This is a genomic window from Erwinia persicina (genome assembly GCF_019844095.1).
Lineage (GTDB): Bacteria > Pseudomonadota > Gammaproteobacteria > Enterobacterales > Enterobacteriaceae > Erwinia > Erwinia persicina.
The window spans coordinates 1580671-1603144 of record NZ_CP082141.1 but is presented as its reverse complement, the minus strand read 5'-3'; the positions used below and the strand labels follow the sequence as shown (position 1 = coordinate 1603144).

Annotated in this window: 21 protein-coding genes; 7 read left to right on the top strand and 14 right to left on the bottom strand. The window is 57.2% G+C overall.

The window, feature by feature from the left end:
• Positions 1 to 45: 45 nt before the first annotated feature.
• From mglB to K6L24_RS07205, 5 genes are all read right to left on the bottom strand, one after another.
• Positions 46 to 1041, bottom strand: coding sequence for a galactose/glucose ABC transporter substrate-binding protein MglB (mglB, locus tag K6L24_RS07225; RefSeq protein ID WP_062742875.1), 996 nt, complete (start codon positions 1039 to 1041; stop codon positions 46 to 48).
• 319 nt (positions 1042 to 1360) lie between these two features.
• Complete coding sequence (galS, locus tag K6L24_RS07220) at positions 1361 to 2401, bottom strand: HTH-type transcriptional regulator GalS (RefSeq protein ID WP_062743100.1); 1041 nt, start codon at positions 2399 to 2401, stop codon at positions 1361 to 1363.
• Between the two features lie 135 nt (positions 2402 to 2536).
• Positions 2537 to 3715, bottom strand: coding sequence for a DUF418 domain-containing protein YeiB (yeiB, locus tag K6L24_RS07215; protein WP_062742876.1), 1179 nt, complete (start codon positions 3713 to 3715; stop codon positions 2537 to 2539).
• A gap of 117 nt (positions 3716 to 3832) precedes the next feature.
• Positions 3833 to 4498, bottom strand: coding sequence for a GTP cyclohydrolase I FolE (gene folE, locus K6L24_RS07210; RefSeq protein WP_062742877.1), 666 nt, complete (start codon positions 4496 to 4498; stop codon positions 3833 to 3835).
• 127 nt (positions 4499 to 4625) lie between these two features.
• Positions 4626 to 5759: a YbfB/YjiJ family MFS transporter gene (locus K6L24_RS07205; RefSeq protein WP_062742878.1), complete on the bottom strand. Its 1134-nt coding sequence runs from the start codon at positions 5757 to 5759 to the stop codon at positions 4626 to 4628.
• 100 nt (positions 5760 to 5859) lie between these two features.
• On the opposite strand from K6L24_RS07205, the gene ptrR reads away from it, so the two are divergent.
• From ptrR to fghA, 3 genes are all read left to right on the top strand, one after another.
• On the top strand, positions 5860 to 6738 hold the full coding sequence (gene ptrR / locus K6L24_RS07200; RefSeq protein WP_062742879.1) for a putrescine utilization regulator PtrR: 879 nt from the start codon (positions 5860 to 5862) through the stop codon (positions 6736 to 6738).
• 61 nt (positions 6739 to 6799) lie between these two features.
• The gene (locus tag K6L24_RS07195) at positions 6800 to 7927 is read left to right on the top strand and encodes an S-(hydroxymethyl)glutathione dehydrogenase/class III alcohol dehydrogenase (protein WP_062742880.1); all 1128 of its coding nucleotides are present in this window, start codon (positions 6800 to 6802) and stop codon (positions 7925 to 7927) included.
• 11 nt (positions 7928 to 7938) lie between these two features.
• Positions 7939 to 8781 (top strand): S-formylglutathione hydrolase, encoded by an 843-nt coding sequence (gene fghA, locus K6L24_RS07190; protein WP_222682104.1) that lies wholly within the window; start codon positions 7939 to 7941, stop codon positions 8779 to 8781.
• Positions 8782 to 8857: 76 nt separating this feature from the next.
• On the opposite strand, the gene K6L24_RS07185 is transcribed toward fghA, so the two are convergent.
• The 4 genes from K6L24_RS07185 to yieE all read right to left on the bottom strand — a co-directional run bounded on the left by K6L24_RS07185 (position 8858) and on the right by yieE (position 13419).
• Positions 8858 to 9643 carry an ABC transporter ATP-binding protein gene (locus K6L24_RS07185; RefSeq protein ID WP_161975963.1) on the bottom strand — a complete coding sequence of 262 codons (786 nt, stop codon included), beginning with the start codon at positions 9641 to 9643 and terminating at the stop codon, positions 8858 to 8860.
• The gene (locus K6L24_RS07180; RefSeq protein WP_062742883.1) at positions 9643 to 10725 is read right to left on the bottom strand and encodes a FecCD family ABC transporter permease; all 1083 of its coding nucleotides are present in this window, start codon (positions 10723 to 10725) and stop codon (positions 9643 to 9645) included. Before K6L24_RS07180 ends, K6L24_RS07185 begins: the two co-directional genes overlap by 1 nt.
• Positions 10726 to 10861: 136 nt before the next feature.
• Positions 10862 to 12328, bottom strand: coding sequence for an amino acid permease (locus K6L24_RS07175; RefSeq protein ID WP_062742884.1), 1467 nt, complete (start codon positions 12326 to 12328; stop codon positions 10862 to 10864).
• Between the two features lie 224 nt (positions 12329 to 12552).
• Positions 12553 to 13419, bottom strand: coding sequence for a DNA-binding transcriptional regulator YeiE (gene yieE, locus K6L24_RS07170; protein ID WP_062742885.1), 867 nt, complete (start codon positions 13417 to 13419; stop codon positions 12553 to 12555).
• 158 nt (positions 13420 to 13577) lie between these two features.
• Here yieE and K6L24_RS07165 point away from each other — a divergent pair, with 158 nt between their 5' ends.
• Entirely contained in the window at positions 13578 to 14639 is a 1062-nt protein-coding gene (locus K6L24_RS07165; RefSeq protein ID WP_062742886.1) for a YeiH family putative sulfate export transporter, read from the top strand.
• A 65-nt stretch (positions 14640 to 14704) separates the two neighbouring features.
• Positions 14705 to 15553 carry a deoxyribonuclease IV gene (nfo, locus tag K6L24_RS07160; RefSeq protein ID WP_137269796.1) on the top strand — a complete coding sequence of 283 codons (849 nt, stop codon included), beginning with the start codon at positions 14705 to 14707 and terminating at the stop codon, positions 15551 to 15553.
• Positions 15554 to 15622: 69 nt separating this feature from the next.
• On the opposite strand, the gene fruA is transcribed toward nfo, so the two are convergent.
• Genes fruA through fruB form a run of 3 tightly spaced genes read right to left on the bottom strand, consistent with a single transcriptional unit; the run spans position 15623 to position 19408 of the window.
• Positions 15623 to 17320 carry a PTS fructose transporter subunit IIBC gene (gene fruA, locus K6L24_RS07155; protein ID WP_062742888.1) on the bottom strand — a complete coding sequence of 566 codons (1698 nt, stop codon included), beginning with the start codon at positions 17318 to 17320 and terminating at the stop codon, positions 15623 to 15625.
• 16 nt (positions 17321 to 17336) lie between these two features.
• Positions 17337 to 18278 (bottom strand): 1-phosphofructokinase, encoded by a 942-nt coding sequence (gene fruK / locus K6L24_RS07150; RefSeq protein ID WP_062742889.1) that lies wholly within the window; start codon positions 18276 to 18278, stop codon positions 17337 to 17339.
• Entirely contained in the window at positions 18275 to 19408 is a 1134-nt protein-coding gene (gene fruB / locus K6L24_RS07145) for a fused PTS fructose transporter subunit IIA/HPr protein (protein WP_062742890.1), read from the bottom strand. The genes fruK and fruB overlap by 4 nt, the downstream gene beginning before the upstream one ends.
• Positions 19409 to 19782: 374 nt before the next feature.
• Between fruB and K6L24_RS07140 the strand changes: the two genes are divergently transcribed.
• Positions 19783 to 20988: a sugar efflux transporter gene (locus K6L24_RS07140; RefSeq protein ID WP_062742891.1), complete on the top strand. Its 1206-nt coding sequence runs from the start codon at positions 19783 to 19785 to the stop codon at positions 20986 to 20988.
• Between the two features lies 1 nt (position 20989).
• On the opposite strand, the gene K6L24_RS07135 is transcribed toward K6L24_RS07140, so the two are convergent.
• Positions 20990 to 21244, bottom strand: a complete 255-nt coding sequence (locus K6L24_RS07135) for a YkgJ family cysteine cluster protein (protein ID WP_062742892.1) — start codon at positions 21242 to 21244, stop codon at positions 20990 to 20992.
• A 203-nt stretch (positions 21245 to 21447) separates the two neighbouring features.
• On the opposite strand from K6L24_RS07135, the gene yeiP reads away from it, so the two are divergent.
• On the top strand, positions 21448 to 22020 hold the full coding sequence (yeiP, locus tag K6L24_RS07130; RefSeq protein WP_062742893.1) for an elongation factor P-like protein YeiP: 573 nt from the start codon (positions 21448 to 21450) through the stop codon (positions 22018 to 22020).
• A gap of 54 nt (positions 22021 to 22074) precedes the next feature.
• On the opposite strand, the gene K6L24_RS07125 is transcribed toward yeiP, so the two are convergent.
• Positions 22075 to 22392 (bottom strand): type 1 fimbrial protein, encoded by a 318-nt coding sequence (locus K6L24_RS07125; protein ID WP_062742894.1) that lies wholly within the window; start codon positions 22390 to 22392, stop codon positions 22075 to 22077.
• Positions 22393 to 22474 lie beyond the last annotated feature (82 nt).

Sequence of the window (22474 nt, the reverse complement as noted above, 5' to 3'; positions counted from 1 at the left end):
CACCTGATACGGGTGCTGACAGTCAGCACCCGTATCAGGTTGTACTTATTTAGGCAGGTCTGCCAGATTGTCTTTATCTACCGGTACATAGGCAACACGGACAACTTTACCGTCCAGTTTATAGTCGGTGCCTTCGGTGGCAGGTTTGCCCGCCGCCAGGTTAATCGCCATGTCCAGCGTGGCTTTGGCCTGATTTTTCGCATCATTCAGCACGGTGCCGGCCATCGCGCCAGATTTCACCATCGCCAGCGCTTCTGGCAGGGCATCAACACCAAATACCGGTACCGAGGATTTGTTGTGGGCTTTCAGGGCTTCGACAGCGCCCATCGCCATCGCATCGTTGTTGGCGATAACGACTTCAATTTTGTTACCATTCGGGCCCGACAGCCAGGCGTCCATCTTATCTTTAGCCTGTGCGGTGTCCCACATCGCGGTATCCAGATGCAGCTGCTGCGTTTTGATACCGTCTTTGTTCAGCGTGTCGATCACGTATTTAGTACGGGCTTCTGCATCCGGGTGTCCTGGCTCGCCTTTCAGCAGCACGAACTGAATCTGACCATCTTTGTTCAGATCCCACGCGGCATTAGCTTTCCAGTGTTTCTCAATCAGCTCACCCTGCTTCACGCCAGACTCTTTCGAGTCGGTGCCGACATAGTAAGCTTTGTCGTAGCTGGCCAGGGCTTTTGCCGTTGGCTCTTTGTTGAAGAACACTACCGGGATATCGTTCGCTTTGGCTTTGCTGATAACGACGGCTGCCGCTGCCGGGTCAACCAGATTAATAGCCAGGGCTTTCACACCTTTCGCGACCAGTACATCAACCTGGTCGTTCTGAGTAGACTGGCTGTTCTGCGAGTCATTCATCAGCAACTGCACGCCCGGGTTGTTCTTGGCTTCTTTCTCAATATCCTTGCGCACAACCGACATAAAGTTGTCGTCGTATTTATAAATGGTGACGCCGATACGGGTATCTGCTGCCTGAGCAGTTGCGCCAAACAGCATGGTGGCAACCAGGGCGCTGAGAGTGAAAACCTTCTTATTCATGGTATCTCCGGTTTTTATAGGGTAGTACTCAACGCCGCGTACCGGCAGATGACCGGGTACGGGGCGATCAGTTAGGTGACCGCGAGGCGTAAATGTTAATTTTACGATCTGCCTCACCGACAATGGCTCACGTTAAGCCCGACTTCCCTGTACGGAATGCTTCCTGAATGCTGTGTGTAAAACTGTTTCACAGGGGGGCAACGTCACCATCAGATGGGGTCTGGTTGCCGTTACATAATGTTTCAAACCCTGCAGGACGCTGTCATCATAGAGAAGGCGTTGTTAATTAACTGTGAATTTACTCACAGATTGGAAACGGTTACATCTCAGATTCGCCTGAGTTAGTGACGGCCACCACATTTTGCCGGGTTGCTACTGAATGCCGCCGCACCAGGGTCGGCATAAAGCAGTGTCGGGCGCTGCTGTCCAGCTCTCCCGCAGCCCCTTTCAGCGCCAGTTCGGTGGCCAGTTTTGCCATAGAAACAATCGGGTAGCGGACTGTGCTCAGCTGCGGGTCGGTATAACGCGAGATCGGTATATCGTCGAACCCCACCACCGAAAGCTGCTGTGGCACGGCAATACCGTTATCTTTCAACGCGGCCAGCGCGCCTGCAGCCATACTGTCGTTATAGGCAAACACCGCCGTCAGATGCAGGTTACGGCCTAACAGCTCGACCATGGCCGCCTCACCGCCCTGCAGATCCGGCTCGCCTGACGCACACCAGCTCTCCACGGGGGTGACGCCCTGCTCGCTCAACGCCTGTGACCAGCCATCGCGCCGCTGGTCGTTATCTTCGATGGGGTGAACCGAGCCAAGATAGCCGATACGCTGATGCCCGTGCTGCTGCAGCATACGCATCGCCATCAGCGCCCCGCTCACGTTGTCAAGACAGACGCAACGGTGGGCGAAACCGGGGATAATACGGTTGACCAGCACCATGCCGGGTACCTGCTGCATCAGCGAGGCAAGCTCTTGATCTCCCAGCGCTTTTGCATGCACAATCAGGGCATTACAGCGTTGACGTATCAGCACCTCAATGGCGTGACGCTCTTTTTCAGCCTGATGATAGGAGTTATTGATTAACACATGTTTTTGCAGGCGCTGGGCCACGGTGTCTACCGCTTTCACCAGTGCGCCAAAGAAGGGATCGGACACGTCCATGACTACCACACCGATGGTATCGCTGACCTGAGTGGCCAGTGCCTGAGCATTGGCATTGGGGCGGTAACCAAGGCGTGCAACCGTTTTCAGCACCGTTTCACGGGTGTCGCCGGTGACCGCCGCACTGTTATTCAGCACCCGGGAGACGGTGGCAACCGAAACACCCGCTTCACGGGCGACATCACGTATGGTAATCATAAGCAATCACCACAGAAGCATATTTTTTGCATAGCTCTTCCTGACCCAAACGCATTCTGGCGTCTATTCTGTCAGGCGGGAGCCCCATGCTACGTGAATTCCGTCACAGGCTTGAAAACGGTTACATACAATTTTTTAACCTTTGTGATGCATATCATCTTCCGCCGGGGGTTTCTGTTCCGCAGAGAGTCCGGCAGCGGTCAGACGCCGCCATAGCCACTCCACCGGCCCCTGCCGGAAAGTCCGTAACCAGTAGTGGGAAAACAACAGGTTAACGCCCCACACCAGCGGCACGATCAGCAATAACTGCAGGCGGTTGAAGTGGTTAAACAAGGCAAAGTGGTTAAACAGCGTGGTGCAGATCAGCGTCTGTAACAGATAATTGCTCAGCGCCATTCGGCCGACGGCACTGACCATCAGCGTCAGACGCCAGCGCTGCAGCTGTGGCCACCAGCCAAAGCAGAGCGCGGCATAGCCCAGCGACTGCAGGGGAGCACTGATTTCTCGCGGCACCTGCAGGAAGAACCCGGCCCAGCGGAAGTCCCATTTGACGTACCACTGTAACGCAATTGACGCGGCCTCAATCAGCATCCCGAAGATCACCAATCGTGCCCCGGTACGGCGGTAGTGTTGCAGACTCCAGCTGCCGCGCAGCCAGCCCGAACGCATTAATGCCGCCCCCAGCATCATCAGTCCGGCCAGCTGCCAGCCATACTGCGCTGCCAGTGCCATCAGCGATGAACCCAGCATATCCAGACGATTAGCCACCGCCTCCCAGCCGCCGTGCGTGCGCCAGAACGTTTCATACTGAACGTCGGCGGCTCCCGGCAGCCACGAGTTGTTGGGCGTGTGTCCGGAGGCCATGCCCAGCACCACCAGCACCCCACTGCCAATCAGATAGAGCATCACGCCGGTATTAAACAGCTGCCGCGTGCCGGGCACGTCGCGGATCATGCGCCAGGCAATCAGTCCGGTCAGGCCGTACGCCAGCAGAATATCCCCCTCCCAGAGCAGCAGCGCGTGCAAAAAGCCCAGGATCACCAGCCAGGAGAGGCGTGACTGTATCCAGCGCTTGCCGCGCGGCAGCAGCAGTTGCAGCCCGCCGCCAAAAAGAATGGCAAACAGCGTCAGGAATTTTGCCTGAGCGAAGAGATCCATTGCCGCCCATACAACGAAATCAGACAGCGAGGGCAACCCCTGCCAGGCAGGATTAAGATAGGCCGCTTTCGGCAGACCAAAGGCGGTAATGTTCAGCAGCAGAATGCCGAGAATGGCCAGCCCGCGAATAAAATCCAGAGGAAGAATACGGGACATAAAAGGTTCCCCACAACGACGCTGTGGCAAGAAGGCGGACCGAAAAAGAATCCGCCCCGACAGGGGATAAAGGCTGGCGCAGGCCGCCCCCGAAGGACCCGCCCGCGTCAGGCCCTGTTAACGATGGCGAACCGAGCGCAGAAATTCCTGGCGCGTATTCTGGCTGGACTTAAACAGCCCGCCGAGCGACGTCGTGGTGGTGGCGCTGGTCGCATCACGAATACCGCGGGCCTTCACGCAGTAGTGAACGGCATCGATGGAAACCGCGACGTTATTGGTGCCGAGCAGGGTCTGCAACGCCAGCAGGATCTGTTGAGTGAGACGCTCCTGCACCTGCGGGCGCGAAGAGAAGAACTGCACGATACGGTTAATTTTCGACAGGCCAATGACTTTATCTTTCGGAATATAGGCCACGGTCGCCCGGCCGTCGATAATCACAAAATGGTGTTCGCAGGTACTGGTCAGCGTGATATCCCGCACGGTGACCATCTCGTCCACTTTCATTTTATTTTCAATCAGCGTGATTTTCGGGAAGTTGGCATAATCCAGTCCGGAAAAGACCTCATTCACATACATTTTAGCAATACGCTGCGGCGTTTCCGCCAGGCTGTCGTCTTCCAGATCAAGATTGAGCAGCTGCATAATTTCGGTCATATGACCCGCGATCAGCTGCCTGCGAGTGTCATCGTCCATTTCACGTGCGGGTGCGCGCAGCGGGGTTTCCAGGCCACGGGCAACCAGTGCCTCATGAACCTGTGTGGCTTCCTGACTTAACGTCGCCATGTTTTTCTCTTCTCCGGCTGGTGTGACTGACCAGGTTAACGCAACCCGGTGGAATTTCTGAGGCGCTATTTTGGTACACATTTGGTGTCCGATCCAGTGAATCAGCGTATTTGTCACTGAAACCCTGTCACTCGGCCGCAGGCTCACGTCGCCACACCAGCGCACCCGCGACCAGCAGGGCGGCCCCCGCCACATACAGCGCCGGTTCCAGCCGGTGCGTCAGCAGAGTGGACAGCGCCGACAGCAGCGGCCCCACCAGTTGCCCTACCGCATAGCCAGTGGTCAGTAATCCGGCCAGATAGCGCGTATGCAGCGGGGCCAGTTCGCGGGCGTACTGCAGGGAAAGCTGCACCACGCAGAGGAACCCGCCGCCGACCAGTGCCGATCCCAGCGCCAGCCCACCCAGTCCGGGGATCATATCAGAGGCAAATACCCCGACCGCCTGCACCCACAGCACCAGCGCCAGACGACGGTGGCTGCTGCCGAGGTGGCGGGTCAGGATACCGATGACGATGCCCACCACCGCTGCCCCGCCAAACACCGGCCAGACAAACTGGCTAATCAACCCGGGAAAGCGCGTGGTCGCCATTTGCGCCAGGAACGTCGCGGGCAGGATATAGCCAAACCCGGCCAGGCTGTAGCTCCACACCAGCCGCCGGAGGCCGGGGGTCAGACGCAGCGGTTCCGGGGCGGTTTCCGGGCGATGCAGCTGACCGGTACGCGGCAGTGTTCGCGCTATCAGCACCACCAGCACCAGTGCCAGAACGCCATAGGCGAGCCAGGCCCAGGCGGCGCTGACCTGATGGCTGTGCAGCCCCACCGCCAGCATCCCGCTGATGAAAATCCCGGTACCCGGGCCGGCAAACACCGCGGCACTCAATCCGGGGCGCTGGTAGCGATGCAGCTGTTCGTTACTCCACGCCGCAATCAGCACCATCGCCCAGCCGCTGGCCCAGCCCACCAGAAAGCGAACCAGCCCGTGCTGCCACGGGCCGGAGGCCCACGCAGACATCAGCGTCAGTATCACCGCCCCCCAGACGCCCGCCTGCAGACGCCACTCCACCCGCCGCGTCGCCCGCATCGCATCAAAGGATCCGCACAGGTAGCCGAGGTAGTTGAATGCGGCCACTACGGCAGCGCTGGTCAGCGACAGCTGATGTTCAGCTATCATTAACGGCACCTGCGGCGTAAAGGCAAAGCGCCCTATTCCCATGGCCACGACCAGCGTCAGAAAAGCGCACAAAGCAACACGAACCGCCATTTTTAACTCCTGCCCCATTTTAGTTGCCATCAGCATGCGTGATGGTTAGAATCACGAAAAGTGAATAATATTAACTAAGTTGCTTACGATAAGAGAATAAATGGATCTGACTCAGCTAAAAATGTTCTGCGCCGTTGCCGACAGCGGTTCGCTGGTGCGGGCTGCCGAGCAGCTGCACCGGGTGCCGTCAAACCTCACAACGCGCCTGCGTCAGCTCGAAGAAGAGCTGGGTACCGATCTGTTTATCCGCGAGAAGCAGCGTCTGCGGCTGTCACCGATGGGCCATAATTTTCTCTGCTATGCCCAGCGCATTCTTACGCTGAGTGAAGAGGCAATGAATATGGCGCACGGGGGGAAACCCGCAGGCAACTTTGCGCTGGGCTCAATGGAGAGCACCGCTGCAACACGGCTGCCGTCTCTGCTGGCGGAGTTTCACCAGCGCTACCCTGCCGTGAACCTGGCACTCAGCACCGGCACCTCCGCCGAACTGATGGAAAGAGTGCGCATCGGCACCCTGGCCGCTGCGCTCGCTGATGGCCCGGTTAACGGCGACGAACTGAACAGCTGCGTGGCGTTTCGGGAAGAGATGATACTGATCTCCAGCCTGGAGCATCCGCCGATTGTGACGCCAGGCGATGCCGCAGGCTGTACGCTGTTTGCCTTTCGTCCCGGCTGCTCCTACCGCCTGCGTTTTGAGAACTGGTTCCGTGCTGCGGGCGTCCAGCCGGGTAACGTGATGGAAATCCAGTCTTACCACGCCATGCTGGCCTGCGTCGCCAGCGGGGGCGGAGTGGCCTTACTGCCGGCGGCGCTGCTGGCGCAGATGCCCGGCCATGTTCGCGTGCGTCAGCATCCCCTGCCGCCCGACCTGCGCGATACCGAGACCCGACTGGTGTGGCGTCGCGATGCCTTCACACCGAATGTCGAGGCGCTGAAGTACCTGATTATTGAACAATTTGATGAGAAGTCCAGCGATTAACAGCTGTTTTCGTCAAGCCTGGTTACGCTTATTACACTATTCAAAATGACAGGAGCAACACATGCAGATGATTAAAACCCGTGCCGCCGTCGCCTGGGCCGCCGGTGAACCCCTAAAAATTGAAGAGCTGGACCTGATGCCTCCGCAGAAGGGAGAAGTGCTGGTCCGTATCGTGGCCACCGGCGTTTGCCACACCGATGCTTATACCCTTTCAGGTAAAGACCCCGAAGGTGTGTTCCCGGCGGTACTGGGCCATGAAGGCGGTGGTGTAGTAGAAGCCGTGGGCGAAGGCGTCACCAGCGTCGCCGTCGGAGACCATGTGATCCCGCTGTACACCCCGGAATGCGGCCAGTGTAAATTCTGTCTGTCCGGCAAAACAAACCTGTGCCAGGCCATTCGTTCTACCCAGGGAAAAGGCCTGATGCCGGACGGCACCACCCGTTTCTTCAAAGACGGCCAGCCGATTTTCCACTATATGGGCACATCAACGTTCTCTGAATACACCGTGATCCCGGAAATTTCGCTGGCAAAAATCAGCAAAGAAGCGCCGCTGGAAGAAGTCTGCCTGCTGGGCTGCGGTGTTACCACCGGCATGGGGGCAGTGACCAATACGGCGAAAGTAAAAGAAGGCGATACCGTGGCGATCTTCGGCCTGGGCGGTATTGGGCTGTCGGCGATCATTGGGGCAAAACTGGCGAAAGCGGGCCGTATCATCGGGATTGATATCAATACCAGCAAATACGACCTGGCCCGTAAGCTGGGCGCGACCGACCTGATCAACCCGAAAGATTATGATAAGCCGATTCAGGATGTGATCGTGGAGATGACCGACGGCGGCGTGGACTTTTCCTTCGAGTGCATCGGTAACGTGAACGTGATGCGTTCCGCGCTGGAATGCTGCCATAAAGGCTGGGGCGAATCCGTGATTATTGGCGTGGCCGGTGCCGGTGAAGAGATTGCCACCCGTCCGTTCCAGCTGGTCACCGGCCGCGTATGGCGGGGTTCCGCCTTCGGTGGCGTAAAAGGCCGCTCACAGCTGCCGGGTATTGTCGATCGCTATATGAACGGTGAGTTCCAGCTTAATGACTTTATTACCCACACCATGCCGCTGGAAGAGATTAACGAGGCGTTCGACCTGATGCACGAAGGGAAGTCGATCCGTTCCGTGGTGCATTTCGCAAAAAAATAAGAGAGGAAAGGATGCCATCAACTCTGGAACTGCTTGAAGAACATCGGCTGTTTGGCGGCTGGCAGCAGCGCTATCGCCATCAGTCTGCCAGCCTCAACTGCGCGATGACCTTCAGTATTTTTTTACCCGGGCCTAAGGGCAGCATGCCCCCTCCGGTGGTGTACTTCCTGGCAGGCCTGACCTGTAGTGACGAAAATTTCAGCGTCAAATCCGGTGCGCAGCGCGTCGCTGCCGAACTGGGGCTGGTGCTGGTGATGCCGGACACCAGCCCGCGCGGCGATGACGTGGCAAACGATGACAGCTATGACCTGGGTCAGGGAGCCGGATTCTACCTCAATGCCACCGAAGCGCCGTGGGCAGACCATTTTCGCATGTATGATTACATCAACAGCGAACTGCCCGCGCTGATCGCCGGTAATTTCAACGTCAGCGATCGTCAGGCAATCATGGGACACTCCATGGGCGGCCACGGGGCACTGATGATTGCCCTGCGCAACCCGGGAAAATTCAGTTCCGCCTCGGCATTCGCGCCGATCGTTAACCCGCTGGAAGTGGCCTGGGGACAGAAAGCTTTCCGCGCCTATCTGGGAGAGGATGTCAGCACGTGGAAGCAGTATGACAGCTGCTGGCTGATGCGTAACGGCGGCGCGGTGCTGCCGATGCTGGTCGATCAGGGTGACAGCGATCAGTTCCTGGCCGATCAGTTACGTCCGGAACGGCTGGAAACCCTCGCGGCAGAGCTGAATTACCCGTTAACCGTGCGTATTCAGCCCGGTTACGACCACAGCTACTTCTTTATCGCCAGCTTTGTGGAAGATCATCTGCGCTTCCACGCGCAGCACCTGCTGGTGTAAAAAAGCCGACCCAAAAAGGTCGGCCCTTACATCCGGCTATCTGCAGGAGCGACCTTCTGTTTCGGTCGCTCCTCTATCAAAATGCCGGTGCTTCCACCAGGCCGTCAATCAGTACCTGCGGTACGCCCTGCGAACAGCGCTCAATCCGCCCTTTCACCCCGTAGACCCGCGCCAGACTGTCCGGCGTAATCACCGCTTCCGGCAGACCGTCAGCAACCAGCTCCCCGTTTTGCAGCATCAGGACATGTTCACTGTGGCGCAGCGCGATATTGATATCATGCACGACGACTACCGTGACGATGTTGCGCAGGCGGGTCTCGCGGCGTACTAAATCCATCACGTGGAACTGATAGTTCAGATCCAGGGCGCTTAACGGTTCATCCAGCAGTAACAGCTCCGGGCGGCGGATCAGCGACTGTGCCAGACCGACCAGCTGCTTCTGCCCGCCGGAGAGCTGATCAAGATAGCTCAGGGCCAGATGCGCAATACCCAACTGTTCGAGCAGGGCCATCACTTCGGCTTCGCTGCTGGCATTGCTGCGCCCGCCGCTGGCCCGCTGTGCCACGATGATCGATTCCAGCACGTGCAGGTGCACCCCCGCAGGCAGCGACTGTGGCAGATACACCACGCGTGACGCGCGCCGGGCGAACGGCAGCGCCATCAGGTCTTCTCCGTTCAGCCACAGCTCGCCGCTGGCACGGTTAAGCCCGGCCATCGAACGCAGCAGCGTCGACTTCCCGCAGCCATTAGGCCCCAGCAGGACAGTGATTTTTCCCTGCGGCAGCAGCGGTACATTGAGATTGCTGATGACCTGACGTTTTGGATACCCGGCATGAAAGCCGCTTATTTTCAGCCCCTGCATCAGACACTCCCCCGATGGCGCAGAATAATACTCAGGAAGAACGGCACGCCCACCAGCGAGGTGACAATGCCGACGGGAATGATCACGCCCGGGATCAGATTCTTCGACACCACTGACGCCATCGACAGCACCAGCGCCCCGGTCAGTGCGCTGGCCGGCAGGTAGAAGCGGTGATCTTCACCAAAAATCATTCGCGCAATATGCGGTGCAACCAGGCCGATAAAGCCTATCGGGCCGACAAAAGCTACCGCCAGCGCAGAGATCACGCTGATGCGCAGCAGGGTCATCAGACGCAGACGACGCACGTCAATCCCAAAGCTGACCGCACGATCTTCGCCCAGACGCAGCGCGGTAAGCTTCCACGCGCTTAACATGGAGAACGGCACCAGAACCAGCAGGGCAACGCACAGCACGCCGAGTTTTTCCCACGAGGCGCGCGCCAGGCTGCCCATCGTCCAGAACACCAGGCCCTGCAGGGTATCTTCACTGGCAATAAACTGCATCATGGAAACCAGCGCATTGAAGGTGAAGACCAGCGCGATACCAAACAGCACCACCCCGGAGGTTGACACCTGGGTCCAGCGCGTGACCGCATCCAGCATCAGAGCGGCAATCAGCGCAAACACAAAGGCGTTGGCCGAGATAAACCACTGGTCGGGAATGCCGGGAATACCGATACCCAGCACGATCGCCAGCGCCGCGCCAAAGGCGGCCGCAGAGGAAACACCCAGCGTAAACGGACTGGCAAGGGGGTTATTGAGGATGGTCTGCATCTCAGCGCCGGCCAGCCCCAGCCCCAGGCCGACAATCACCGCCATCAGCGCATAGGGTAGCCGGATGTCCCAGACAATGACCCGTGTGCCGGCATCCACCGACTCCGGCGACAGCAGGGTTTGCCACAGCACCGGTAACGACAGCCCTGACGGACCGAGGGTAAAGTCCAGCACCAGCGAGGCAATAATCGCTACCACCAGTACGGCCATAATCAACAGACGATGGCGCAGTAGCTGATGATAACGGCCCATCACGCCCTCAGGCGCTGTCTTACCCGTATGCTGCACGGGTTCCTGGGTTAAGCTCATACTCAATACCTGTTCATTGTCATTAATGCCGCTTAAAATAAAGCAAATGATAATACTTATCAGTAATATTTTGAGTCTGTTTTCGTAACATAAAAAAAGGCGCAGGATACGCGCCTCTCTTTTACCCCGTTGAACGTTACTTATCGAACGTCGGGAACTCCATTTCGCTGTACTTCACAAAGCGCGTTTTACGCGTCAGTTTAAAGCCAAACCAGATGAGCAGGAACAGCGGAATACCGATGTAGGTCGCCGCCACGCCGCCCCAGTCAATGGTATCCGACAGGAATGCCTGATAGTTCTGGCCCAGCGTGATGATCAGGCAGAGCACGAAGGCAAAAATCGGCCCCAGCGGGAAGAAACCTGAACGGTACGGCAGGTCTGCCAGGTCGCGTCCCTGTGCCATATAACCTTTACGGAAGCGGTAATGGCTGATGGCAATGCCCAGCCAGGCGATAAAGCCGGTCATCCCGGAGGTATTCAGCAGCCAAAGATACACGGTCTGATTGCCGAACATCGAGGTCAGGAAGCACAGCCCGGCCACTACCGTGGTGGCATACAACGCGTTACGCGGCACTCCGCCCTTCGACAGTCTGGCGAAGATGCGCGGCGCTTTCCCTTCCGATGCCAGGGTATAAAGCATACGGGTTGAGGCGTACATACCGGAGTTCCCCGCTGACAGCACTGCCGTCAGGATCACGGCATTCATCACTGCCGCCGCCGACAGCAGACCGGCATGCTGGAATACCAGCGTGAACGGGCTGACGCTGATGTCTTTGACATCGTTGCGCAGCAGGCTGGGGTCGGTATATGGGATGATCAGACTGATCACCAGGATGGCAAACACATAGAACAGCAGGATACGCCAGAATACCTGACGCACCGCACGCGGAATATTTTTCGCCGGATCTTCGGACTCACCGGCCGCAATACCAATCAGTTCGGTGCCCTGGAACGAGAAGCCGACGATCATCGCCACGCCAATCATTGCCGCAAAGCCTCCGGAGAAGGGGGCATCGCCGATTTCCCAGTTATGCCAGCCCGCACTTTCTGCACCGCGCATAATGCCGGCGATCATCGCGACGCCGACGATAATAAAGATGATCACGGTCGCGACTTTGATCAGGGAGAACCAGTATTCTGCCTCACCAAAGCCTTTTACCGAGATGTAGTTGAGCAGGAAGATCAGGCAGAGGAACAGCGCGCTCCAGATCCAGCCCGGGGTATCCGGGAACCACCAGGTCATCACCAGCTGGGACGCCACCAGGTCAACGGCGATGGTCACCGCCCAGTTGTACCAGTAGTTCCAGCCCAGGGCGAAACCAAAGCCTTCTTCGACGTATTTCGCGCCGTAGGTAGAGAATGAGCCTGAAACAGGCATAAATGCCGCCAGTTCACCGAGGCTGGTCATCAGGAAGTACACCATCAGGCCGATCAGCATGTACGAGAGCAGTGCTCCGCCGGGGCCGGCCTGTGAAATGGTGGCACCAGAAGCGACAAATAAGCCGGTACCAATCGATCCGCCTATGGCGATCATCGTCAGGTGACGTGCTTTCAGAGCCCGTCTTAACCCAGGGGGTTGTGTTGTTTTTGTGTCATGATCCATGTTTAAACGCTGCGCCTTGCAAAAAATAAGGCGCGATTATAGCAACCTGCCCGGGGTCGTATAGCGATAACACCACGTTATAAGTTAGCTTCATAACTGGCGGGGAATTATTAGCGCAGCGTTGTCAGGCTGACGAAGCTGGAGCCCCCCAGTCGCCCGGGACAATCGGAAAAAGGCTCGCCCGTGCGGCCCCGGATTTATCCCTGCCTGGCGATCCTGCCTCTTTATTCCGTGCAGTAACTGAGGAAGCGACTTAACGCCTTAGAGAGGTGCTTCTGGCGGTGGTGAATCCGGTACAGTGTGCGCTTCAGCGCAGGGAGAGGGATCGCCACTTCGACCAGCGTGCCCATTTCCAGCTGTTCGGCAATCACTCGGCGGGACAGACAGCTGATCCCCATACCGTGTCGTACCGCGTTTTTAATCGCCTCTGAATTCCCGAGTTCCAGCGCCAGATCGAACTGCGGCAGATGTGAGATCAGCAGATAATCGACGATTTCACGGGTGCCCGAACCATGCTCACGCAGGATCCAGGGCGCGCCCGCCAGGCTCTGTAACGACACCGGTTTGCTGAGGATCTCTGCCCCCGGGGCGGCGAACACCACCAGTTCATCTTCCAGCCAGGGCTCGGTGACCAGATCGGCCCTGTGGCAGGGACCTTCAATCAGGCCGATGTCGACGCGAAAGTCGGCCACCGCCGTGATGACATCCTGACTGTTACCCACACTCAGTTCCAGCGGCAACTGCGGGTAATCACGGCGATAGCGGGCAATCATGCCCGGCAGCAGGTAATTGCCGATGGTGCTGCTGGCAGAGATGCGCAGCGCGCCGTTGTCCTCACGGAACAGTTGTTCAATTTCCAGTGCCTGCTCAAGCAGCCCGACAGCCCGCGGATACAGCAGTCGCCCGTGCTCATTGATCACCAGACGCTTGCCTACCCGGTCAAATAACTGCACGCCAAGCTGACCTTCCAGATCGGCCAGTGCCGCGCTGACCGCTGACTGTGATAACGACAGTACCTGAGATGCCTGAGTGGTTGAACCGCTCTTTAGCACCTCTGTAAACACTTCCAGCTGTCGCAACGTTATATGCATGATCCTTCCTCAACCTGAACATTCTTCATGTGGCCCGTCATGATGCTACGCAGCGGCCTTCCCTTAACACTTATAGTTGTTAATTATAAAAATATAATCAATTTCACTTTTAAGCAAACTGCTTTCATCATATCCCTGTCATTTATGGAGGGAGAGATATGGCTGACATCGTGCTCAATAAACATCATCATCCGCTTACGCATTTCATTCCGGGGGTCGCGCTGGCCGCAGGGATTGCTGCACTGGCTATCTGGGCGGGGGGCATCCCTGAGATTGCGTCACTGGGGCTGGGGGCGCTCACCCTGGCCATCGTGGCAGGCATCATAGTGGGCAATACGCTGTATCCACGAATCTATCAGTATTGCGATGAGGGCATTATCTTTGCTAAACAGAAGCTGCTAAGGCTGGGCATTATTCTTTATGGCTTCCGTTTAACTTTTCAGCAGATTGCCGATGTGGGAGTGAGTGGGGTCATTATCGATGCCCTGACGCTCTGCTCAACGTTTATGCTGGCCTGCTGGCTTGGTCGCAAACTATTCGGGCTGGATCGTGATACCGCCTGGCTGATTGGCGCGGGCAGCAGTATCTGTGGTGCTGCCGCCGTGCTGGCGACCGAGCCGGTACTCAAGGCAGAAGCCTCGAAGGTAGCCGTGGCGATTGCCACCGTGGTGATCTTTGGTACCCTGGCAATATTTCTCTATCCCCTGCTCTACCCGCTGGCTGTTCACTGGTTCCCGTGGGTGACGGCGGAAAATTATGGTGTCTACACCGGTTCAACCATGCATGAAGTTGCCCAGGTGGTGGCCGCCGGGCATGCCATCAGCCCGGAGGCTGAGAATGCAGCGGTCATTGCAAAAATGCTGCGCGTAATGATGCTGGCTCCGTTTCTGGTGACCCTCGGCTGGTGGGTAAAACGCCGCCAGCCGCTGGCAGACGGGCAGACGAAAAGCGCCCTTTCGTTCCCATGGTTTGCCCTGCTGTTCATTATCGTGGCACTGTTTAATTCCCTGCATCTGCTGCCTGCGCACGCGGTCAACATGATTAATCAACTGGATAACCTCCTACTGGCGATGGCAATGGCAGCGCTTGGCCTGACCACCCATTTCAGCCAGCTGAAGCGCGCGGGCCTGCGTCCAATCCTGCTGGGACTGATTCTGTTTATCTGGCTGATTGTCGGTGGCGGTGCGATCAACCTGCTGGTTGCGCATTTGATGGCATGATTTCCGTCCGTTTCCGGTTATGATGATCCGCCTGCCATTGAGCAGATCATCAACAGGAGAACGGCATGAAATATATCGGTGCCCACGTCAGCGCGGCTGGCGGTGTGGATCAGGCGGTACTACGCGCTGTAGAGCTGGAAGCCACGGCCTTCGCGCTCTTTACCAAAAACCAGCGCCAGTGGCGCGCGGCCCCGCTGACTGATGAAGTGATTTCGGCCTTTCGTACCGCCTGTGAAAAACATCACTTCAAACCGGAGCAGATCCTGCCTCACGACAGCTATCTGATTAACCTTGGTCATCCGGTTTCGGAAGCGCTGGAGAAGTCACGGGAAGCTTTCCATGATGAGGTGACGCGCTGCATGCAGCTGGGGCTGACACTGCTTAACTTCCACCCTGGCAGCCATCTGCATCAGATCAGTGAAGAAGCATGTCTGCAGCGCATCGCTGAGTCGATCAATATCGTGCTGGATAAAACCGAAGGCGTGACGGCGGTAATTGAAAATACCGCCGGCCAGGGCAGCAACCTCGGGTTCCGCTTTGAACATCTGGCGGCCATTATCGATGGCGTGGAAGATAAATCCCGCGTTGGGGTTTGCATTGATACCTGCCACGCCTTTGCCGGTGGTTACGATCTGCGTACCGATGAAGAGTGCGTGAACACCTTCGCTGAATTTGAGCGTATTGTTGGCTTTCAGTACCTGCGCGGCATGCATCTGAACGATGCGAAAAGCGAGTTTAACAGCCGGGTCGATCGCCACCACAGCCTGGGTGAGGGCAATATCGGTAAAACCGTGTTCAGCTGGCTGATGAAGGATGCGCGTTTTGACGGTATCCCGATGATTCTGGAGACGGTCAATCCGGATATCTGGAAAGATGAGATTGCCTGGCTGAAGTCAGAGCAACAATTTGCCTGAATGAAGAAATGAAAAAGGGGCTGACCAGAGAAGAAGGTCAGCCCCTTTTTTGTTATCCCGTTGCCAGGATTAGACCTTAAGCGCTTCCGCTTCCGGGCGTTTCAACACCGCGTAAGACAGACCCGCCACCAGCGTACCGATAATAATCGCCGCCAGGTAACCCACGACTGGGGTGATTGCGCCAGGGATCAGCAGAACAAACAGACCGCCGTGAGGGGCCATCAGTTTGGCACCAATCGCCATCGACATCGCACCGGTCACTGCGCCGCCGATAATGCAGCAAGGCAGAACACGCATCGGATCGCGGGCCGCAAACGGGATAGCCCCTTCGGAGATAAAGCACAGGCCCAGTACCAGCGCAGCTTTGCCGCCTTCCTGCTGACCTTTGTTAAATTTCCGACGGGCAACCAGCGTTGCCAGACCCATTGCCAGCGGTGGCACCATACCGGCCGCCATAATCGCTGCCATCGGGGCATAGGTTTGCGAACTGAGCAGCCCCACACCGAACGCATAGGCCACTTTGTTCACCGGGCCACCCATGTCGGTACACATCATGCCACCGAGGATCGCGCCCAGCACCACCGCGTTAGCCGTACCCATGTTTGCCAGCCACGCGGTCAGACCCGACATGATACCCGCGACCGGCTTACCGACCACATAGATCATCAGCAGACCGGTAATCAGGCTCGCCACCAGCGGAATGATCAGAATCGGCTTCAGCGCCTCCATACTGGTCGGCAGTTTAACCTTAGAACTGAGGAATTTCGCCGCATAACCGGCAATAAAACCAGCGATAATACCGCCCAGGAAACCGGCATTGATACTGGTTGCCAGCATCCCGCCAATCAGCCCCGGGGTCAGACCTGGACGGTCGGCAATGGAGAAGGCAATAAAGCCTGCCAGCACCGGTACCATCAGTGCAAACGCACTGCTGCCACCAATCTGCATCAGCGCAGCGGCCAGCGTACCCTGCTCTTTAAACGCGGTAATACCAAAGGCGAAGGAGAGTGCGATACTCAGACCACCGGCCACCACCATCGGCAGCATGTAAGACACGCCGGTCAACAGGTGACGATAAGCGCCTGCTTTCTCTTTTTTCTCATCCGGGGCGGAAGACTGACCGCCCTGAGGCTGGTAAACCCGGGCTTCTGCCACGGCTTTATCCAGTTCCTGGGCCGTTTTCTTCAGCGCCAGTCCGGTCGAGGTGCGGTACATCGGCTTGCCGGCAAATTTCGCCAGATCGACTTCAATGTCTGCGGCCACAATCACCAGATCGGCCGCCGCAACTTCTTCAGGGGTGATGGCATTGCCTGCACCCACTGAACCCCGGGTTTCCACCTTCACCCACCAGCCGCGTTTTTTCGCTTCGGTATCGATGGCCTCAGCAGCCATAAAGGTATGCGCCACGCCGGTTGGACAGGCGGTAATGGCCACAACGCGTTTAGGTCCGGTTGCGGCTGCCGGTGCCGCGACTGCCGGCTGGGCGGCGGCTGCCGGTGCCTGATAAGGACGGGCCTCCGTTTGCGCTTTTGCCAGCACCTCTGCCGGCTGACGCAGTAACTGCTCAATATCCGCCAGGTAAATGGCCTTGCCGTTCAGGTTGCTGTCAGCCGGAATGTTCTTGCCCGCGACAATAACCTGATCCGCTTCTGCCGGATTATCGGTCAGCGTCAGTCCTGCGCTTGCCGCAGCCGCAGTGGTTATATTTTTAGCCAGGTAGCCCGTTGCCAGCCCAAGAGAGGAATCGATTATCAGCAGCGTTTTCATTATGCGTCTCCTGCTGTTAGTTAATGAAAGGTTGTAGGTCGACACGCGCCATCATTGCGGCCAACTGGGTACGATCGGTAACACCCACATTGCTCTGGCTGACGGCCATGGCCGCAACAGCAGTTGCAAGGCGCAGCGTGTGCTCGCTGGATTCACGCATCAGCAGGCCGTAAATCAGCCCGCCGACCATCGAATCGCCAGCACCCACGGTGCTTACAACTTCACAGGCAGGTGGTTTTGCAATCCATTCGCCTGAAGCATTCACCCACAGCGCCCCTTCGGCACCAAGAGAGATCACCACGTGAGCGATACCCTGCTCACGCAGCGCATGTGCTGCTTCAATCACATCTTGTAATGTCGGTAATTTGCGGCCCGCCCAGATTTCCAGCTCACGGCGGTTAGGTTTCACCAGCCACGGCGCGGCCTTCAGGCCCGCGACCAGCGCCTCACGGCTGCTGTCGAAAATAATGCACGGACAGTGGGTACGCAGCTGCGTCATCCACTCGGTGAAGGCATCCGGATCCACGCCCGCCGGCAGACTGCCGCTGACGCAGACCATATCAAACTGGCCCAGCCAGGTCAGCGAGTCGGCGGTAAAGCGGTCCCAGTCCTGCGCGGTCACGTCAAAACCAGAGAAGTTAAGATCGGTCACATCGCCGTCTTTCTCGGTGAGTTTAACGTTGATACGGGTACGTCCCTCAACGACCTGGAAGCGGTTAGCAATGCCCAGTTCGCTGAACAGGTGCTGGAAGCCGTCCTGGTTCTCTTTGCCAAGGAAGCCACCGACGGTGACATCAATGCCCAGGTCTTTCAGTACCTTGGCAACGTTGATGCCTTTTCCCGCCGCGTGCAGCCCGGTGGTTTTCACCAGGTTAACTTCGCCGTGTTCAATTTCCGGGGTATACCCCACCAGGTCGTAAGCCGGATTCAGGGTAATGGTGGCGACACGTCTGCTCATGACGCACCCTCGCCCAGACCGGCAGCGATCGCTTCTCCAACGGCATCCAGCGCCGCACGGGCATCTTCACCGCTGGCGGTGAAGCGCAGACGATGGCCTTTTTTCACGCCCAGAGCGACCACTTTCATCAGGCTGCGACCGTTTGCCGGTTTTCCGCTGCCATCAAGGTTGGTGACGGTCACATCACAGTTAAACTGTTTAATCACGCTGACCAGCGCCGTACCCGGACGGGCATGTAAGCCATGTTCATTGCGGATAGTAAACTCTTCGGTCAGGACATCAGCCTGCTCGGAAACTTCACTGGTCAGCAGCGCCAGGATACCGGCTGCATCCGCACTCAGCAGGCGGTCGGCTTTCTGCTTAATCAGCAGATCGCTTAAATAGTTCAGCACGTGCAGCGGCTGATCGTCGGTAACAGACACGGTGATCAGCATGGACGCCGTTTCACCGTTAACACTGAATGGTGCCGCCGCACGGCTGATGGCCACCGCGCTGGCAAGGTTGCCGTTCGTGCTGTCACTGAGCCAGATACCCTGCCCGAGGTTCAGGGGTTTTCCGGCAATCACATCGCTGACAAATGACGCGTCTACCGCACCCGCCTGCTGCAGACGTCCGGCGTTCAGGGCCTGCAGCGTCATCAGGTCGCTGGCAGCGACGTCGGTGCTGATCAGCGAGGTATCAAATTTGAATTCTGCCGCCAGCTTTTCTCCCATCAGGATGCTGCGCAGGGTTTCAGCAGAGTCGGTGGTACGCAACTGCGCGGCCACGCTGTCATCGCTCAACACGTGCGTCAGCTGACGCAACAGCGCCAGATGCTCGTCTGACTTCGCTGCGATGCCGATCACCACATACGCGGTCTGATCTTCACCCCAGGCAATGCCCTGCGGGAACTGGAAGACCTGCACGCCGGTTTTTAACACCAGATCGCGGGTATCGGTGGTGCCGTGTGGAATGGCAATGCCATTGCCAAGGTAGGTGGAGGTCTGCTGCTCACGCGCGAGCATCCCGTCGACATAGCCTTCGCCAACGTTACCGGCGGCGGTGAGCGCGGCGGCCACCTGACGAATTGCATCGTGTTTGTCGCCAGCCTGGGCTCCAGGCTTGATGGCATTGAGTTCTAACTGGAACATGGTTCTCCTCGCTGCTGAATTTGAATCGTTTCAGCTAATTTGAGAAAAAAAGCGCCATCCCGGGACTAACAAGCTGACGAGACAACGCTGAAACGTTTCAATGAGTGTGGTGCCTTTCGTAGATTTGTTGCAAGTTTTACTGTGAACGGCGTAGCAGATTTTTGACGTCCCGCACATTTCATCCTTTCTTTTCAGAAAAAAGCGTGGCGGAAAGAGGAAAAGCTGACGGGGTGCTGACCGGCGCTGTGCGGTGTAAAGGGTGCAAAAAGTGCGCAATCTAAGATTTGCTTCGTCTCCCTTTGAAAAAGCATTTCCGCTTTTTGCAATACGGCGTAAGATCTCGCCGTTTTTTCCTTCTTCAGGCCAATGAAAACATGTCACTTCCCGCTGCGCCCGCACGCACCCTGCCCGACAGCCAGTCACTGGCCTTTCTCATCGTGGCGTTTATTTCCGGGCTGGCGGGGGCGCTGCAAACCCCGACGCTCAGCCTGTTCCTGAGTACGGAAGTGCAGGTGCGCCCGTTTATGGTCGGCCTGTTCTTCACCCTCAGCGCCGTGATTGGCATCGTCGTCAGCCAGCTGCTGGCGCGCTACTCCGATCGCCGTGGTGACCGTAAAACGCTGATCCTCTACTGCTGCCTGCTGGGTGCCATGGCCTCTCTGCTTTTTGCCTGGAACCGCAACTATTTTATCCTGCTGTTCGTCGGCGTTCTGCTCTCCAGCTTTGGCAGTAGCGCCACATCGCAGATGTTTGCGCTGGCGCGTGAGCACTCCGATAAGACCGGGCGGGAGAATGTGATGTTCAGCTCGATAATGCGCGCCCAGATCTCGCTGGCGTGGATGGTCGGCCCACCGCTGGCCTTTGCCCTCGCGCTGGGCTACGGCTTTCGCACCATGTACCTTTGCGCCGCTATCGCCTTTGTGCTCTGTGCCGTTATCGTGCGTTATCTGCTGCCTTCGATGCGTAAAACCACGGTGATCCTGAGCCAGCCTTTACAGGCGCCGCGCCGTCACCGACGTGCCACGCTGATGCTGTTTATTGCCTGTACTCTGATGTGGTCAAGCAACGGCCTGTATCTGATCACGATGCCGCTGTATGTGGTGAATGAACTGCATCTGCCGGAAAAACTGGCGGGCCTGATGATGGGGTTAGCCGCCGGACTGGAGATCCCGGTGATGCTGCTGGCCGGTTATTTTGCCAGGCGCTGCGGTAAGCGGCGGTTAATGTGCGGCGCGGCTTTCTGCGGATTCCTGTTTTACAGCGGCACGCTGCTGTTCAATGGACAAACGGCAATGCTGCTGCTTCAGGGTCTGAATGCGATGTTTATCGGGGTAGTGGCGGCCATCGGCATGATCTATTTCCAGGATATGATGCCAGGTCAGGCCGGCGCTGCTACCACGCTGTTCACCAACTCAACCCGTATGGGGTGGATTGTTGGCGGTTCGCTGGCCGGGATGGTGGCAGAGGTATGGAGTTTCCATGCCGTTTTCTGGTTTGCCGTGGTGATGATGGCGGCGTCCCTGCTCTGTCTGTTACGGGTGCCGGAGCCGGAGGTGGCAGAAACGGCTACTGCCGCCTGAATCAGGGCGCAGTCTGCGCTTCCAGATTCAGTAAATAGACCAGCGACTGGGCGCGACTGTGTCCGCACATTTCGGCCTCAGGCTGTAAACTTGCACAGACTGCGGGTCGCAGCGGCGAACCGAAGATTTTGCAGCGCATCTGCGCGTCGAGTTGCACGCAGGGCGTATTCGCTGGTTTTCCATTCGGATGCCCGGGAATCGGCGATGAAATGGAAGGGGCCGTACAGCAGGCACCACAGGCGGCGCGACACTCCATGACTGACCTCCGAAGGGAAAGCGCGACAATAGCAGCCTGCCGGTACGAATACTATGCTTGTTTTATGACGGCGCCCTTGCGGCCAACGTCTGCTGCGCATTCCGCCAGGCAGATATTTTCTCCGGGCCATCTTGCCTGGTGACGCAGGCGCGAGTAACGTGTCGCGATAATTTTCCCCTCCTTATTCATACGAGATCTGTTTTATGCCAAGAGCTAACGAAATCAAAAAAGGCATGGCCGTGAGTTTTAACGGCAAGCTGCTGTTAGTGAAAGATATTGATGTTCAAAGCCCGAGCGCACGCGGGGCCTCCACACTGTATAAAATGCGTTTCACCGATATCCGCAGCGGAATGAAAGTGGAAGAGCGCTTTAAAGGCGATGACATCATCGACACCATTTCTCTCAGTCGCCGTCAGGTCACCTTCTCCTATATTGACGGGGATGAATATGTGTTTATGGATGACGAAGACTATACGCCTTATAACTTCAAGCAGGAGCAGATTGAAGATGAGCTGCTGTTCCTGCCGGAAGGCGGTATTCCTGGCATTCAGGTACTGACAATGGATGGCCAGATCCTGGCGCTGGAGCTGCCGCAGACGGTGGATATGGAAATTGTTGAAACAACGCCGGGCATTAAAGGCGCTTCAGCCAGTGCACGAACCAAACCGGCAAAAATGGCGACAGGTCTGATTGTTCAGGTGCCTGAGTACCTCAGTAATGGCGATAAAATCCGCATTCATATCCCTGAGCGTCGCTACATGAGCCGCGCCGACTAGAAACTTGCAAAAAGGGGCTGTCAGCTGACCGCCCTTAATGTTATATTATAACAATTAACGATACTCCATCGTGAGTATGCCCAGCCGGTGTTCAGCATCCAGCCACTGAAGTTGGCTATGGCCGATATTATAAGGCATAGGCTGTGAAGCGCGGGTGTTTAGCGCCAGTGTTATCGCCTGTGTCTGCCCATCGCGCAGGCAGGCGACCTGAACAGATCTCTGATTGATTTCAGATTGACAGGGGGATTCAACAATGCTGCCCGTAAAAAGAATAGTGCCCGAATTTGCTGCTTCCTGACTATTCCCTGCCAATGCATTGCTCGTCCATGAGGCAAAAAGCATCACGGCAGCGGCCGCAAGAATGCTGTGCATTTTTTACCTCGTACTCTGTTGTGTTATTACTCCCCCTTACCTTAGTCAACAACGCGCCATCTCGTGATGAAAACAAATAGCG